This window comes from Streptomyces sp. SPB074, from assembly GCF_000154905.1.
Taxonomy (GTDB): Bacteria; Actinomycetota; Actinomycetes; order Streptomycetales; family Streptomycetaceae; genus Streptomyces.
Genome location: NZ_GG770539.1, coordinates 3820040 through 3835357, shown reverse-complemented (window position 1 = coordinate 3835357; position 15318 = coordinate 3820040). Strand labels below are relative to the sequence as shown.

General features: G+C 72.5%; 14 protein-coding genes and 1 pseudogene. 2 read left to right on the top strand and 13 right to left on the bottom strand.

Translation table 11 applies throughout. The features are described from left to right. From SSBG_RS15945 to SSBG_RS15900, 10 genes and pseudogenes are all read right to left on the bottom strand, one after another. Positions 1–1235 (bottom strand): DoxX family protein (locus SSBG_RS15945; protein ID WP_008747122.1); only part of this gene is annotated, 1235 nt, incomplete at its 3' end. 94 nt (positions 1236–1329) lie between these two features. Then, positions 1330–1491, bottom strand: a pseudogene (locus SSBG_RS34790) (adenylyl cyclase); the annotation flags it as partial. Positions 1492–1590: 99 nt separating this feature from the next. Then, positions 1591–3876, bottom strand: coding sequence for a hypothetical protein (locus SSBG_RS15935; protein WP_037869903.1), 2286 nt, complete (start codon positions 3874–3876; stop codon positions 1591–1593). Continuing rightward, positions 3873–4592 (bottom strand): ABC transporter ATP-binding protein, encoded by a 720-nt coding sequence (locus tag SSBG_RS15930; RefSeq protein WP_008747119.1) that lies wholly within the window; start codon positions 4590–4592, stop codon positions 3873–3875. Before SSBG_RS15930 ends, SSBG_RS15935 begins: the two co-directional genes overlap by 4 nt. Positions 4593–4619: 27 nt before the next feature. Beyond that, positions 4620–5042: a hypothetical protein gene (locus SSBG_RS15925; RefSeq protein WP_234010551.1), complete on the bottom strand. Its 423-nt coding sequence runs from the start codon at positions 5040–5042 to the stop codon at positions 4620–4622. Between the two features lie 281 nt (positions 5043–5323). Then, entirely contained in the window at positions 5324–6271 is a 948-nt protein-coding gene (gene rlmB / locus SSBG_RS15920) for a 23S rRNA (guanosine(2251)-2'-O)-methyltransferase RlmB (RefSeq protein WP_008747117.1), read from the bottom strand. Positions 6272–6391: 120 nt separating this feature from the next. Further along, on the bottom strand, positions 6392–7795 hold the full coding sequence (gene cysS, locus SSBG_RS15915) for a cysteine--tRNA ligase (protein WP_008747116.1): 1404 nt from the start codon (positions 7793–7795) through the stop codon (positions 6392–6394). A 138-nt stretch (positions 7796–7933) separates the two neighbouring features. Then, complete coding sequence (locus SSBG_RS15910; RefSeq protein ID WP_008747115.1) at positions 7934–8401, bottom strand: DUF4429 domain-containing protein; 468 nt, start codon at positions 8399–8401, stop codon at positions 7934–7936. A 571-nt stretch (positions 8402–8972) separates the two neighbouring features. Then, positions 8973–9572 carry an HD domain-containing protein gene (locus tag SSBG_RS15905; RefSeq protein ID WP_008747114.1) on the bottom strand — a complete coding sequence of 200 codons (600 nt, stop codon included), beginning with the start codon at positions 9570–9572 and terminating at the stop codon, positions 8973–8975. A gap of 339 nt (positions 9573–9911) precedes the next feature. After that, the gene (locus SSBG_RS15900; protein WP_008747113.1) at positions 9912–11027 is read right to left on the bottom strand and encodes a helix-turn-helix transcriptional regulator; all 1116 of its coding nucleotides are present in this window, start codon (positions 11025–11027) and stop codon (positions 9912–9914) included. A 108-nt stretch (positions 11028–11135) separates the two neighbouring features. On the opposite strand from SSBG_RS15900, the gene SSBG_RS15895 reads away from it, so the two are divergent. Continuing rightward, the gene (locus SSBG_RS15895; protein ID WP_008747112.1) at positions 11136–11627 is read left to right on the top strand and encodes an ATP-binding protein; all 492 of its coding nucleotides are present in this window, start codon (positions 11136–11138) and stop codon (positions 11625–11627) included. Between the two features lie 171 nt (positions 11628–11798). On the opposite strand, the gene ispF is transcribed toward SSBG_RS15895, so the two are convergent. The 3 genes from ispF to SSBG_RS15880 all read right to left on the bottom strand — a co-directional run bounded on the left by ispF (position 11799) and on the right by SSBG_RS15880 (position 13884). Beyond that, a complete protein-coding gene (gene ispF, locus SSBG_RS15890; RefSeq protein WP_037869901.1) occupies positions 11799–12281 on the bottom strand; it encodes a 2-C-methyl-D-erythritol 2,4-cyclodiphosphate synthase in 483 nt (160 codons plus the stop codon). Then, entirely contained in the window at positions 12271–13056 is a 786-nt protein-coding gene (gene ispD / locus SSBG_RS15885; RefSeq protein WP_037869900.1) for a 2-C-methyl-D-erythritol 4-phosphate cytidylyltransferase, read from the bottom strand. The genes ispF and ispD overlap by 11 nt, the downstream gene beginning before the upstream one ends. Before the next feature lie 345 nt (positions 13057–13401). Then, complete coding sequence (locus SSBG_RS15880; RefSeq protein WP_003953493.1) at positions 13402–13884, bottom strand: CarD family transcriptional regulator; 483 nt, start codon at positions 13882–13884, stop codon at positions 13402–13404. Positions 13885–14616: 732 nt separating this feature from the next. Between SSBG_RS15880 and SSBG_RS33255 the strand changes: the two genes are divergently transcribed. Then, the gene (locus SSBG_RS33255) at positions 14617–15288 is read left to right on the top strand and encodes a hypothetical protein (protein WP_008747111.1); all 672 of its coding nucleotides are present in this window, start codon (positions 14617–14619) and stop codon (positions 15286–15288) included. Positions 15289–15318: the final 30 nt, after the last annotated feature.

The window sequence follows — 15318 nt, the reverse complement described above, 5'->3', positions numbered from 1 at the left end:
CCGGGCAGCTCGTTGCGGGGCCGCTCGCCGGGGCCGGGGGCGGTGATGCGGTCGGCGTCCCGTACCGCGGCGCCGAGCATCGCGCCGATGAGGAGCGTGCAGCCGATCACGACGAAGGCGAGGACGGAACCGCGGCGCAGTACGCGGCCGCGCAGCGCCGCGAGCGTGGCGCGCGGGCCGAGGGCGCGCCAGGCGCCGGAGGCAAGCCGCGCGTCGACGGAGTAGACGGGGGCGCCCGCGATGACGAGCGGGCTCCAGGCGGCGAGGTAGATGAAGTCCGGCGCGTCGTAGGCGGGGACGGTCTTCCAGCTCACCGTCACGAGCAGCGCCGCCGAGAGCCCGACGCCGGTCACGGCGGCGAGCCGCTGCCACAGCCCGAGCACGGTGAGCACCCCGGCGATGACCTGGAGGAACGCGATCGAGAGCCCGGCGCCGACGGGGTGCGAGAGCGCGAAGTCGCGCAGCGGTTCGGCGAGCGCCCAGGGGTGCAGCGACGTCAGCCACTTCACCATGGAGCCGCGCTCGCCGCCGTCGAAGTAGACGGGGTCGCACAGCTTGCCCATGCCCGCGTAGACGGAGATGAGCCCGAGGAAGACGCGCAGCGGCAGGAGGACGACGCCGAGGTTCAGACGGCGGCCCGGGTAGTAGCCGTGCCGCGCGTTGTCCTTGCGGCTGCCCGTGCGGGGCCGGCCCTCGACGAGCGGGAGTTCGCCCGTCGGCACGCCCCCGTACCGGCCGCCGTCCTCCTCGAAGGCGTTCCCGGAGCCGCGCATCCGGGGCAGCAGCGGGGCGCCCGGAGCGCCGGCGGCGGCGAGGGCCCGCGTCTCGACCAGCGCGTCGTCCGCCCCGTAGGCGGGCATCGCCTGCGTCAGCTCACCGGTGTCCCCGGTGTCGCGCGGCGCCTCGCCGTGCCGGATACCGGTCGTCCGCACGGCTTCGAGGAGCCCGGTCGCCGCCGTGTCCCCGGGCCCGGAACTGCCGTTCCACACGACGGGTTTGCGCCGCGCGCCCCCCGTCCCCACGACGGGATCGCGGCGCGGGACGGCGCCCCGGGCGGCGGCCACCCGCGAGGAGGCCCGAGCGGTGGAGGGAAGCTGCACACGGAAACTCGCGTGATTGACGATCACCTGCGCCGGATCACTGGCCACCTTGACCATGGCCAGCAAGGGGGGTTCGTCGAATCCCGTCGAGGTTCCCCCGGTGGGATTGCGGGGTGTTCTTGTGTCCACACTCATCTAACCGAGTGACGCCCGCTTTGGACACTGCCTTGACGCCCACGATCTGTCCGCCCCCGGTCAAACCCCGACGAGACGCCGGCCCGTCCGCCGCTCAGCCCGCGACAGGTGAGCGCCCCTTCTCCTCATCGGGAAACAGAAGAACCGGCTCCCGGAGGATGTCCCGCCCGGCCCCGCTCCGGTAGATGCCGTCCACGCTCCCGAACCGGGCCTCGGCGTAATTCAGTTCGAGGAGCGCGGCGACTCGCCGCACCGCCTGCGCGGCGACCTCTTCGTCCGCTGCGGCCCGGCGCTTCCCCTCACGTACCGCACCCGGCTGCCCCCGGGCCACCGCGCGGACGGACCCTCGCGCCGATCAGTCCTTGCGCAGCGCCTCGGGGTCCAGGTGGCGGCGGGCCAGAGGGAGGCAGGCGACGGTGGCGACCGCGAGGACGGCCAGTGTGCTGACCAGGAGAAGAGGAATGCCCGCGGTGTCCCAGAAGATGGTTCCGCCGCCGGTCACGAGGTAGCTGGACTCGGCGAGCTTCCCGGTGCAGAGGGCGGCGACGAGGCCGAACGCGAGGGGCAGGACCACTTGGGCGCTCTGCGCCGCCCGCAGGGTGCCGGGGCGGATGCCGAGGAGGGTGAGGGCGGCGGTTCTCGTACGGCGGCTCATCGCGTGATCGGCCGTCGAGACGAGGAAGGCTGCGACGCCGACCCCCAGTCCCAGCACCATGCCCGTGCTCAGCAGGCCCTTGATCACGGAGAGCTGGTGCAGGGACTCGATGACGATGCCTTGCGGGGTGATCTCCGTGGTCGGGGAGACGGCCGCGAGGCCGTCGAGCACGGCGCGGACCGTCTCCGGGCCGGACGCACTGCTCAGCAGCAGTCCGGCGCCCGCCGGATGGGTGCCGGCCGGGAGGGCGGACGGAGGGACCAGCACGAAGGCGCCGCTGACGGCGGAGGGCTGGGCCACGCTGACGGTGACCACGCGCCGCGGGACCGTGAGCAGCCTCCCGCCCGCTGGGCCTCCCGTCCCGTCACGGAGGCGCAGAGTGTGGCGCGTACCGGCGAGTTGCTTGGGGTCCAGGGGAACGTCGGGGTCGTGGATCGCGAGGATCTCGCCGTCCACGCAGCCCTTCATGCTGCCGGGGATGACGAACATCGAGAGCTGCGCGCACGTGGCGACGAGTACGCCTTCCTCCCTGTCGGTGAAGTTCCCTGACACGGCGTGCCCGTCAACGCCCCGCACCTGTTTCATCCGCCGCAGCTGTGGAGCCGACAACCGGTCGTACGGGACGCTGTACTCCTGGTTCGGCGCGTCCCGGCGGCTCACCTGGTCCATCTCGATGAGCACGCCTTGCGTGAGCGAGGCGGCGTACACGAGGAGGACCAGGCCGCTCACGACGCGCAGTGCCATGCCGGGGTGGGCCTCGTGGTGGCGCATGGCCAGGGTGAGCGAGACGCGCTGGGTACGCTCCGCGACGCGGCGGGCGAGCCAGGCCGTCGCCGGTGGCAGGGCCAGGATCAGGCCGGCGCCGGTCAGCAGTGCCCCGGCCGGTACGAGGAACGAGGTGGCCGCGCTCGGTCCGGGGGCCTTGCCGACGAGGCCGAGAACGCAGTAGGCGGTGACGACGCCGAGGCCGGGCAGCACGAGGAGCGCCGCGAGCCAGGAGCGGGGCCTCCGCTCGTGCTCCCGCCGGCGCACCGACAGCGGACGCAGTGCGGCTTCGCGCGCGTGCCGCCACCCGGCGACATGGGCGAGGGCCGGGCAGCCGAGCAAGCAGGCCACGAGCGTCGAGGCGCTGGGCAGTCCGTCCGCCGGGTACCAGGCGAGACCGGCCCAGCCCGTCCCCGCGACCACCGCGTTGCCCACGAGGTACAGGCCAAGACCCATGACGGCGCCGAGCGAGGCGGCGCACACGCTCTCCACGGCGCTCACGCGCACGGTGTCGCGCGCGCTCAGCCCGAGCAGCCGCAGGGCGGCGAGCCGCCGGGCACGCGGCTCGGCGGAGAGCCGCACACACACCGAGAGGTAGACGAACAGCGGGAGCAGGACCAGGCAGCACAAGGTGAAGCGCAGGATGTCGAGCGTCTGCCCATCGACCGTGTCACGCGGAGCGTTCCTACCGCCGTAGCGCAGGACCTTCTCAGCGCTGGTGTGGGCGAGCTGCTGCGGAGTGCGGCCGACGTACGCGTACAGCTCGTCGGGGCCGGTGAGGCCCGCGGAACCGATCGTGCCCGTGATCCTCCCGGGAAGCCCGCCCTTGAGCCCTGGTGCCTCCGTCAGCAAGGAGCGCAGGGCGGGCGACACGAGCACTTCACCGGGGCCCGGCAGGCGTTTCACTCCCGGAGGCGTCGGGCCCTCGCCCGTTCCGGAGCGCGCGACGAACACGCGAATGACAGGGCGGCTGCCGAAGGGATCACTGAGCTCCATGGACAGGGGCAGTCCGTCCATGTGCTGGGCGTCGGTCCCCCGTGCCGGGACGGTGTCGCGCAGCGCCGCCCGCGCGTCGTGGGCGGCGACGATCGTGGGGATGCAGAGCACGGCGGCGAGGCACGCCACGCCGACGGCGCAACCGAAGGCCATGAGGAGGAAACGGACCCGGGCGGCGCGGTCACCGCGTACCGCGAGGAGAAGTCCCAGCGTGAGCGTCCTCACGGAGCGCCCGCCGCCGGATCGGTGGGGGGCGCGGGGGCCGGTACGGCCGAGAGGTCGCGCAGTCGCCCGTCGTGCATGTGGCAGCGGCGGTCGGCGAGGGCGGCGACACCCTCGTCGTGCGTCACGAGCAGCACCGCCGTACCCGCGTCCCTCGCCAGCGAGAGGAACTCGTCGAGCACGGCCTTCGCGTTGGCCGAGTCGAGAGCGCCCGTCGGCTCGTCGGCGAAGACGACCGCCGGACGGTGCACCAAGGCACGTGCCACCGCGACGCGTTGGGCCTGCCCTCCGGAGAGCTGCGCGACGCGCCGCCCGCGCAGCCCGTCCAGACCGAGCCGCCCCAGAACGGTGGCCGCCGCCGCGTGGGCGGCGCCCTTGCGCTGACCCGCGAGCCGCAGGGGCAGCGCGGCGTTCTCCTCGACGGTGAGCTCGGGCAGCAGCTCACCGTGCTGGAAGACGTAGCCAAAACGTTCGCGGCGCAGAGCCGACAACTCCTCGTCGCCCAGCGCCGCGTAGTCCCGCTCACCGAAGCGGATCGTGCCCGCCGCGACGGGCACGATCCCCGCCAGGCAGTGGAGCAACGAGGACTTCCCGCTCCCGCTGCTCCCCGTCACCGCGACGGTCTCACCCGCCACGAGCCCGAGCGTCGCCCCGCGCACCGCACGCTGCCCGCCGTACGCGACATCGACCCCCTCGGCCCGAAGTACCCATCCAGGCACGGCAATCCGCCTCTCCGGTTCGATCCGCTAGTCCTGACGGGGGCCCTTGTAGTGCTTGGTGGGGCTGCAATTGTCCGGGCGGAGGGAACCACGGTCCCGGCACACGCGAATCCACGCGTCACTCACGTACAACGCCGCTCCGTCGTACACCACCTTGTTCATGTGAACGGTCCCGCGCTGCTTTCCCCTGAAACGGTTCCAGCTGTAGCCCTCGACCTTGGCCTGGACGTACACGTTGTGCCCATCGCCGTTGTCGGCGTCCTTCAGGCTGCCCTTGAAGCCGAAGCCACCGTGGTTGCTGCCCTTCGGGTAGAAGGTGTACTGCCCGTCCAGGAACTGGACCCCGGATGACTTGAGCACACCGAGCGAGTGCCACGAAGCGGCGACAGCACTGCCCGCCCCTGCCGCGAAGAGAGTTGCGGCGGCAACCGCCACCAGTGACCTGCGCATGAGCACTCCGTCCGTTTCACCGCCAGCCGCCACCCAGTGTGACACGGTGGCGACGGAAAGTGATAACGCTGGAGAGGAGGCTCCCCCGGATAAGTGAATGTCCGGGGCGCGTCGCAGCGCGTCCCGGACAACTCGCCCACAGGAGAAGGGCGGCGGCGGGCGATCGATCCCCCGCGGGGGCGTCTCCGCCCCCGCACGCAGACGCCCCGCTTCCGGATCACCTGCCCCGGCCCGCGACCGTCCCTTCGCGGGCCGGCGAAGCCGTACCGCTTCTTCCTCTGTTACCGCCGCGCCCGGCGCGAGGCCGCCTCGTACATCACGATGCCCGCCGCCACGCCCGCGTTGAGGGATTCCGCTCCGCCCGGCATCGGGATGGAGACGCGGTAGTCGCAGGTCTCGCCGACGAGGCGGGAGAGGCCCTTGCCCTCGGAGCCGATGACGATCACGACGGGGCCGTCGAGCGCCGCGAGTTCGCCCACCGTGTGCTCGCCGTCCGCCGCGAGGCCGACGACCGTGATCCCGGCCTTCTTGTACGCCTCCAGGGCGCGCGTCAGGTTGGTGACGCGCGCGACCGGCGTGCGCGCCGCCGTGCCCGCCGAGGACTTCCACGCGCCGGCCGTCATCCCGGCCGCGCGGCGCTCGGGGACGACGACGCCGTGGCCGCCGAAGGCCGAGACGGAGCGGACGATCGCGCCGAGGTTGCGCGGGTCCGTGACGCCGTCGAGCGCGACGATCAGCGGCTCGCCGCCCTCGTCGTACGCCGCCGCCGGAAGGTCCTCGGGGTGCGCGTACTCGTACGGCGGGACCTGGAGCACGAGCCCCTGGTGGTTGAGGCCGTTCGTCATGCGGTCCAGCTCGGGGCGCGGGGCCTCCATGAGGTGGATGCCGCCGCGGTCGGCCGCGAGCTTGAGGGCGTCGCGCACGCGCTCGTCGTTGTCGATGAACTGCTGCACGTACAGCGCGGTCGCCGGGACGCCGTCGCGCAGCGCCTCGAAGACCGGGTTGCGGCCCACGACCAGCTCGCTGCTCGACCTGCCGCGCCCCTTGGCGGCGGTGGTGCGGCGCTGCGTCTGCTTCGCCTTCGCGTTGGCGAGGCGGTTCTTCACGTGTCCCTTGCGCGCCTCGGCGGGCGGCGTCGGGCCCTTGCCTTCGAGGCCGCGCCGGCGCTTGCCGCCGCTGCCGATCTGCGCGCCCTTCTTGCCGGACATGCGTCGGTTGTTCGCGGCCATCGTTCTACCTGTTTCTGCTGGGGTTCCCCGGTCGGTACGCGCCCGTGGGTACGAGGGACGCACCGACCAGGGTACGTAAGGTGCCGGGCCCGCCCCGAATCGCGGGCCCGGCGCCCCGGATCAACGGGAGCCGAGCGTCCAGCGCGGTCCCTGCGGACTGTCCTCGATCGCGAGCCCGGACTGCGCGAGCTGGTCGCGGATCGCGTCGGCGGCGGGCCAGTCCTTGCGGGCGCGCGCGTCCTCGCGCTGCCTGAGGACCAGCCGGACGAGCGTGTCCACGACACCGTGCAGGTCCTCGGCCTGCTCGCCGCCCACCGCCGCCCACTGGGGGCTCTGCGGGTCGAGGCCGAGGACGCCGAGCATGGCCCGTACCTCCGCGAGCCGCGCGACCGCCGCTTCCTTGTCGTCGGCCCCGAGCGCGCTGTTGCCCTGCCGCACGGTCGTGTGCACGACGGCGACGGCCTGCGGCACGCCGAGGTCGTCGTCCATCGCCTCGGCGAAGGCGGGCGGCACCTCGGCGGCGGGCGCGACCTCGCCCCCGTTCAGCTCGGTGACGCGCTGCACGAAGCCCTCGATGCGGCCGAAGGCGGACTCGGCCTCCGCCACGGCCTCCTCGCTGTACTCGATCATCGAGCGGTAGTGCGGGGTCGCGAGGTAGTAGCGCAGGACGATCGGGCGCCAGCGCTGCACCATCTCGCTCACGAGGACGGAGTTCCCGAGAGACTTCGCCATCTTCTCGCCGCTCATGGTGACCCACGCGTTGTGGACCCAGTACTTGGCGAACTCGTCGCCGTACGCCCTGGACTGAGCGATCTCGTTCTCGTGGTGCGGGAAGATCAGGTCGAGGCCGCCACCGTGCACGTCGAACGCGGTGCCGAGGTACTTGTGCGCCATGGCCGAGCACTCCAGGTGCCAGCCGGGGCGGCCCCGCCCCCACGGCGTCTCCCAGCTCGGCTCGCCCGGCTTCGCGGCCTTCCACATCGCGAAGTCCCGCGCGTCCCGCTTGCCGCTCTCGCCCTCGCCGGAGGGCTGGAGCAGGTTGTCCAGCTCCTGGTGCGACAGCTCCAGGTAGTCGGGGAACGAGCGCACGTCGAAGTACACGTTTCCCCCGGACTCGTACGCGTGACCGCGCGCGATCAAGGTGCGCATCATCTCGATCATCTCGGTGATGTGCCCGGTCGCGCGGGGCTCGTACGTGGGCGGCAGGCAGCCGAGGGCGTCGTACGCGGCGTTGAAGGCACGCTCGTTCTCGTACCCGATCGCCCACCAGGGGCGGTCCTGCTCGGCGGACTTCTTGATGATCTTGTCGTCGATATCGGTCACGTTCCGCACGAAAGTGACCTCGTAGCCGCGGTAGGCGAACCACCGCTGCATGATGTCGAAATCGAGCCCGGAGCGGATGTGCCCGATGTGCGGGACGCCCTGCACGGTCGCGCCACAGAGGTAGATCGAGACACAGCCCGGCACGAGCGGGAAGAAGTCACGGATCTGCCGGGCGCGGGTGTCGTACAGCCGAATAGTCACGGGGTCCAGGGTAGTCGGCGCGGGGCGGTGCTGGGACCGGGCGGCGTACGTGTACGGGGCGGCCGGGGGTACGGGCGCGGGGCGGCGGGGGCGGGGCCCGGCGGCGTACCCGTACGAGACTGCCGGGCCGGTGCGCGCTCAGCCCGCGAGGAGCCGCGCCTTCTGCGCATCGAACTCCTCCCGCGTGAGCAGCCCGTCCCGCAGCAGCGCCCCGAGCTTGGCCAGCTCGTCGGCGGGGGAGAGAGTGGGCTGGGCCTGGGGCGCGGGCTGCCGCAGGGCGGCGATGGCACCCTCGACGGCCTCGCGGAGTGCTTCGAACTCGGGAATGCGCTTCTTGTCGAACGTGACGCTGTTCTCGTCGCGCGAGGCGCTCGACGTCTGGCTGCCGAAGCTGGACCGCGCCTCGACGCCGCCGGGCACGGTGAACTGGATGAACCCGTTGACGAGCGGCCCGGGGCGCTTCCACTGGATGGCGGAGATCTGCGAGAGCGGAATCCGCTTCTCCCCCTTGCCGACCGTGGCGCGCGCGAGGAAGCCCCTGCGAGTGATGGTCACGTACTGCCCGTCGAAGGACACCTGCCCCCCGACACCGACGGCCTCGATCATGGTTCCCCCGTGGTGTGCGGCGCCCGTGGGACCGGGCGCGGTGTGAGGAAACAGGAATGTTGCGGGCGGCCGGGTGAACCAGGGCTATTGGGGAGAGGGGCCGGGGCCCCGCCGGGGGGGGGCAGGCATCAGGGTGCACCTCGACGGGGCGCCCCGGGGGGGGCATCCCCGCACGCGCGGGGAGCGGACCCTACGGCGCCCACAAGGGCGGAGCTATACCGGGCCATCCCCGCACGCGCGGGGAGCGGTGGTACGCGAGGGAGGGCAAGGTCGCGAAGAAGGGGCCATCCCCGCACGCGCGGGGAGCGGGACGGGGCGGATGCCGAGGTACTGCCGCCGGAGGGGCCATCCCCGCACGCGCGGGGAGCGGGCCCGATTTCCCGTCGCGTGCTCGTGGTGGGTGGGGCCATCCCCGCACGCGCGGGGAGCGGGGCGGGTCCTCTCAGCGGTTGCGGACGCTGACGGGGCCATCCCCGCACGCGCGGGGAGCGGTCTCGTTGACCAGCGAGTTTGGCTATCGCCCGGTGGGGTTTCCGCAAGAAGCACCGCCTCCGGCGATTACGACTTTCCCTCACCCCTCCCCCACCGCCTCCCGCAACCAGTCCAGCGACCCCGTCCGCAGCACCGCGTCGGCGAGCGCTCGCCCCGAGGCAGTCGTGAGGCGCCCGTACGAGTTGTCGATCCACCGTTGCGCGTCCGCGTAGCCCCGCGCTCGGTACTCGACGCCCTGCACGAGGCACTCCAGCTTGTCGGCATCCCTGGCGCACACAGCCTCCGCCGATCCCTGCCCTTCGAACTCCGCGACCACACCCCGCACGCTCTCGGCCACCGCTTCCGGCAGCCCCGCCACCTGGTCCGCCGTGACGGCCTCCGGGTCGGCCCGGTCCGCGTACTTCCGGCCGAGATAGTTCACGTCGCCGGTCCGCGACTCCTGCGAGTCGTGCCACACGGCGAGCAGCGCGGCTCGCGCCGGATCGGCCCCCTCCATGGCGGCGAGCACGGAGGCGAGCAGCGCCGTACGCCACGAGTGCTCCGCGACGGACTCAGGGTCCCGCACCCCCGCCATCCACCACCCGGTGCGGCGGGCGTTCTTCAGGGTCCCGGCCTCGAAGGCGAGATGAGCGAGGGGAGTGAGGTCTTCAGTGCGCACTTTGGTTCCTCTCGGAGTCATGGCCCCGGCGCTCAGCGCACCTCGAAGATGATCCGGCTCGGTGGGCCGCCACGCAGGGGCCAAGTCCTCGCCTTCCCTCGAAGGCAGCGCGAGCGCTGGGCTCATCCCCGCACGCGCGGGGAGCGGCGGCAGTTGTCGCGGAGGCGCCACTTCGCTTGAGGCACACCCCCGCAGGCGCGGGAAACAGGCACGACAGTACGGCCAGATCGCAGAGACACAGGCTCACTTCCCGCGCACGCGGGAAACCTGGCCCGCTCCTCCCTCAGCGCGAGACCCGGCCCCCTCCCCGCACGCGCGGGGCTCCCCCGCCGCCGTCCCAGCACCGCCGCCGCTCCCTCCTCAGCCTGCCGCGAGCCTCATCGCGTACACGATCCCCTCCAGCTCCCGCTTCACGCCCGCTGGAAGGTCTTCCTCGTCCAGCAGCATCGCGGCCCTGCCCCGCAGGACTCGTCCGGCCGCCCCGCTGCGGAGCAGGTCGGGGCGCGCCCGCAGCAGTGTCCACACGCTGTGCACTTTGAGATCCATGAAGACGTGCCCCGGCGCGAACCCCTGCGCCAGATGTCCGAGCAGCTTCTCGCCCAGCCAGCTGCGAGAGACGGGCGAGGCGATGAAGTCGTCGGACAGCTCGGTGGTCCACGTCTCACCGATCCAGTACGCCCAGTAGTTGAGGTTCGCCGCCTCCCCCCGATCGTCCGCGAGCGCCGTATCGATGAAGTACGTCATGCGGTCCCGATCCCCGTGTCGCGCACCGACCGTGGCGAGCGAGCGGCCGTTGAGCCAGAGGCCGAGCCAGTCCTGCGGCCGCTCCGCGCGCCGCTGATCGGCAAGCCGGGCGATGGTGTCAGGGGCCCTGTCATAGCCGGACAGGTACAGGGCTTGCCGCCGGAGGAGGAAGGCGCGGCGCCCTCGCGCCCGCTCGGCAGTCTCGCGCATCCGCGGGAAGAAACGTGACCGATCCGTGGCGGACAGCTCGGGGGAGGCCGGGACGGGGCCACGGCGGGCTTTGACCGGAGCGGGCAAACCGCTCAGCGTTTCCGGAACAGGCCCGCCGAGCGGCCAGGCCGGCAGTTCGACGAGTTCCCTTCGGAGCACCATGCTGCCGAGGGGGTTCGGGCCGTCGATGTGCGCGGGGCCGAGCGCCGCCGACAACAAGACGTCGGCTTCCAGCGCACGTCCCAGGGCTTCCAGGAGCTGCGCCGAGGCCCCGGCAGCCTGCATCCGGTGCCGGAACGCCAGCAGATGTGCCACGGGTACGGAGGTCAGCGGGCGTCGGCCGCTTTCCCATCCCGCGACGGTGTCGAGCGAGACCTCCAGCAGTTCTGCCAGCTCGTCCCTCGTGCGTCCGTTCTGCTCCCGGATCATCCGCAGAACGTGCCCGGAGACGATCCCCGATCGACGTCGCGCGTCCCCGCTCGTACTCCGAGTACGGGTTTCCCGCGGCTTCCCGCCCATCACGCCCCGTTCACGGCCGGATACCGGTACCGGCGGTCACTTCTTGTGCCGGTACGGGATTTCTACCGTCGCGCATACCCCAACCGAGCACACAAGGAGGGCACTTCGGTCATGAGCCACGCCCAGGAGTCCACTTCGCCTCCCCCTCGGAGGCGTCCGTCTCGCATCGAAGTGGCCGCTGTCGGGCAGCCCTCGTACAGCGAGAGGCTGCCGCGCACACCAGAGGCTGTCGGGCAGGCGCGACGCCTCGTGACCCTGGCGCTCGCGGTGTGGGGCCTCTCCCAGCTCACGGACGACGCGGCGCTCCTCGTCTCCGAGCCGGCGACGAACGCGATGCCGCACGCACGGGGTGACGAGATCCGCGTGAGCGTGGACCGGCTGAGCGCCGCGCGCGTACGGGTCTCCGTCGCGGACGAGAGCGGGGAGGTGACCTCACGCCGGGAGGCGGGTGGGGCGTACGACGAGTCCGGGCGCGGCCTCTTCCTCGTCGGGGCTCTGGCCCGCGCGGCGGGGACCGCAGTCACTCCGCCGGGGAAGCGGGTGTGGGCCGAGCTGGAGGCGGGGAGCGGCCGCGACTCCGGAGGGCGGTGCCTTCGTCCGTAGCGGAGTCCACGACCGGGGGAACCGTTCATGTCCCGCAGTGAACGCGGGCACGGGTGGGGGCGGCTGAGAACGGGACGGCCTCGCGGGTACGCGGGGCCGTCCCGTTTGCCGCGGTAAACGCGCCGGGCCGCCCCGCTCGGATTCCCCCTGCCCCTCGCCCCGCCCGCGCCCTCACCCCACCGCCCACACCACCGCCGTCGCCAGTCCCGCCAGGCCCTCCGCGCGGCCGGTGAGGCCCAGTCCGTCCGTTGTGGTTCCGGAGACCGAGACCGGTGCCCCGACCGCCTCCGACAGGACCCGCTGGGCCTCCGCGCGGCGCTTGCCGATCTTCGGGCGGACGCCGATCACCTGGATCGAGACGTTGCCGATCTCGAAGCCCGCCTCGCGCACCAGGCGCGCCGCCTCGCCCAGGAGCCGTACGCCCGCCGCTCCCGCCCACTCGGGGCGGTCCGTGCCGAAGTGGGCGCCCAGGTCGCCGATGCCCGCCGCCGAGAAGAGGGCGTCGCAGGCCGCGTGGGCCGCGACGTCCCCGTCCGAGTGGCCGGCCAGCCCGTCGCCCTCCCAGCGCAGGCCCGCGCACCACAGCTCCCGGCCCGCCTCGAAGGCGTGGACGTCCGTCCCGATGCCCACCCGGGGGATCGCGTCAGAAGGCATCGTTCGCCCTCCTGCGCGCCAGGACCGCCTCCGCGAGCACCAGGTCCAGCGGCCGGGTCACCTTGAACGCCTCCGCGTGACCGGGGACCACCACCACCGGCAGCCCCAGCGCCTCGCACATGCCCGCGTCGTCCGTCGCGCCCTCGCCCGACAGGGCGACCTCCTCGTGCGCGCGGCGCAGCGTCGCACGGTCGAAGCCCTGCGGCGTCTGGACCGCGCGCAGCCGGGCCCGGACCGGGGTCGCCACGACCGGCTCCGGCTCACCGGCCGGGCGCGGGTCCACCTCCTTGACGGTGTCCGCGAGCGGCAGCGCCGGAACGACCGCGGGCGCCCCCGCGTGCACGGCCTCGACGACCGCGTCCACCGTGTCGGCGGGGACCAGCGGGCGCGCCGCGTCGTGCACCAGGACCGTGGTCACGTCCTCCGGCAGGGCGTCGAGCCCGGCGCGTACCGACTCCTGGCGGGTCTCGCCGCCCGCGACCACACGGAAGTCCGTGCGCTCGGGCAGCGCGTGGTCCTGGAGCAGCGCGCGCACGGCGACGACCTCGTCCGCCGGGGCGACGACGACGACCAGCGAGACCGCCCGGCTGCGCGCCATCGCGCGCACCGCGTGCACGAGCATCGGCGTGCCGCTCAGCGCGCGCAGCGCCTTCGGGGCGCCGGGCCCGAGACGCACCCCGCGCCCGGCGGCGGGGATGACGGCGGCGGTACGGACCGGGACAGTGGGGGACGGTGGGGCCGCGGCGTCCCGCGCCGGGCTGGCTTGCTCAGTCATCGCTTCCGTTCGGCTCTCAGGGCATACGGGAGACAGGTTTGTGTGCGCGGGCGGGGTGGGTAGGCCCACACCGTGCCGGGCGATGCGCCCAGACCGGTCCCTTCCGTGACGTACCGGTCAGGTCGCCCCGGCCGACGCGCACCGCACGGCAACAGCGTGCCGTATGTCACGCGGGGAGGGGTACGAGGGGGGAGCGAAGTGCGGAAGCCGGGTGACCGGAGCGGGCCCCGGCGCCGCGGGCGCGGGTCCCGCCACCGACATGTGTGCCACAGACACGTATGCCGTGGTGCCCGGCACCCCGGCAGGGGTCCACGGGCACCACGGCACAGGTGTCCAGGCTGCGGCTCAGGAGGCGAGTACCTCGTCGAGCAGCGCCTCGGCCTTGTCCTCGTTGGTGTTCTCGGCGAGCGCCAGTTCGCTCACGAGGATCTGGCGGGCCTTGGCGAGCATCCGCTTCTCGCCGGCGGAGAGACCGCGCTCGCGCTCCCGGCGCCACAGGTCGCGGACCACCTCCGCGACCTTGATGACATCACCGGAGGCGAGCTTCTCCAGGTTCGCCTTGTAGCGACGCGACCAGTTCGTGGGCTCCTCGGCGTAGGGTGCGCGGAGCACCTCGAAGACCCGGTCCAGCCCGTCCTGACCGACCACATCGCGCACACCCACGAACTCCGCATTGTCCGCCGGTACACGCACCGTCAAGTCGCCCTGGGCGACCTTGAGCACCAAGTAGGTCTTGTCCACACCTTTGATCTGGCGAGTTTCGATTGCCTCGATCAGCGCGGCCCCGTGATGGGGATAGACCACGGTGTCGCCAACCTTGAACGTCATGTGACAGGTACCCCTTCCGTGGCTATCCAGGGTAACACGAGAACGCGGCCCTTTGGATGGCGTTTTCGCAGGTCAGGGCATATCTCGGGGCTTGACAACGGTGCCGGAAACGTGCATCCGGAGATCTCCGGGAGCAGGTATTCGCAGGTCGGAGCGGCTGTCCGCACAAAGAGAAACGCGTAAGTTACACGCATCACGAGACCCCACCGAGGGGTCATACGTCCCGATTTGTCCGCACCGCCGGCCGTGTCTTTCGCTACTCCGTTCGGGGAACGGAAGATGTTTCGTGCAAATCCGAAATTCCCCGGGGGACCGTCGCGCCGCCCCGGAAGGCGATCTTCCGGAGTGACGGAAAATCACACCTCCGCGCACGCGGGGCAATATGATCTTCGCCCTCGCCGCAGCGCACTCCGCACCTCGCCCGGCCCGCGGACCAAGAGTTGTTTTCCCTGATCACGGGAGAATCACGGGAGAAATTCAGCGGGGGTTAACGCCGAGCGTGACGGTCCCTCGTACGCGTGCCGGTGGCGGGGCCCGCCGCCCGCGACCCGCCGCACCGCCATCCGCCCCCAAGGGCGGGTCGGGTGCGGCGGCGTGCGGACGGCTCGGTAACCTGAGCGCGCTGACACCCCGTTTAGGCCGGCTTTACCGCTGTCCGTGCGTGCTCGGGGCGTCCGCGCCCGTTCCGTTCCGTGCACCCTTCAAGTCCTCGTTCAAGGAGTAGCCGCCGCCGTGAGCAGCAGCCTTCGACGCGGCGCCCTCGCCGCCTCCGCCCTCGCGTTCTCGATCGCCACGCTCGCCGCCTGCGGCGCCGGTAACAACGCCCAGACGCTGGAAGTGAAGCCCGACAACGCCGCCACCTCGGTCGGCGACGTCAAGGTCCAGAACGTCACCGTCGTCACCCAGCCGAAGCGCGACGCGAGCGGCCCCGCGGCGATCCTCGCGACCGTCTTCAACAACAGCGCCAAGGCGCAGACCCTCGACTCGCTCCGCCTCGGCGGCGAACAGGCCGACCTCAAGCCCGCCAAGGGCTCCGGCTCGCTCTCCGTGCCCGCGCACGGCAAGATCGTCATCGGCGGCAAGGGCAACGCCTCGGCGAAGCTGCCCAGCGGGCGCGAGGCCCTCAGGGACGGCGACGTCCAGGAGGTCACCTTCGGGTTCAGCGAGACGGGCACCGTCAAGCTCAAGGCGTTCGTCCTGCCCGCGAACCACTACTTCAAGGGCTGGGGCCCGAGCCAGACGCCCCGCGCGAGCGCGTCCGCGAGCGAGTCCGCCCCGGGCTCCCCGTCCGCGTCCTCCTCGGAGTCCCCCGGCTCCGGCGCCTCCGGCGAACCGGCGAGCGGCAGCTCCTCGCCCGACACCGACGCCTCCTCCACACCGAGCGGCGACACGTCCGCCGAGTAGCACGCGCGCCGCGCCGCGCACGCGGAAGGG

What these genes read in the sequence shown, in the direction of transcription:
- rlmB (WP_008747117.1), bottom strand. Translation starts at nt 6,271, where the DNA reads ATGGCCGCGAACAACCGACGCATGTCCGGCAAGAAGGGCGCGCAGATC.
- SSBG_RS15895 (WP_008747112.1), top strand. Translation starts at nt 11,136, where the DNA reads ATGAGCCACGCCCAGGAGTCCACTTCGCCTCCCCCTCGGAGGCGTCCG.
- ispF (WP_037869901.1), bottom strand. Translation starts at nt 12,281, where the DNA reads ATGCCTTCTGACGCGATCCCCCGGGTGGGCATCGGGACGGACGTCCAC.
- SSBG_RS15910 (WP_008747115.1), bottom strand. Translation starts at nt 8,401, where the DNA reads ATGATCGAGGCCGTCGGTGTCGGGGGGCAGGTGTCCTTCGACGGGCAG.
- ispD (WP_037869900.1), bottom strand. Translation starts at nt 13,056, where the DNA reads ATGACTGAGCAAGCCAGCCCGGCGCGGGACGCCGCGGCCCCACCGTCC.
- SSBG_RS15925 (WP_234010551.1), bottom strand. Translation starts at nt 5,042, where the DNA reads ATGCGCAGGTCACTGGTGGCGGTTGCCGCCGCAACTCTCTTCGCGGCA.
- SSBG_RS15880 (WP_003953493.1), bottom strand. Translation starts at nt 13,884, where the DNA reads ATGACGTTCAAGGTTGGCGACACCGTGGTCTATCCCCATCACGGGGCC.
- SSBG_RS15905 (WP_008747114.1), bottom strand. Translation starts at nt 9,572, where the DNA reads ATGACTCCGAGAGGAACCAAAGTGCGCACTGAAGACCTCACTCCCCTC.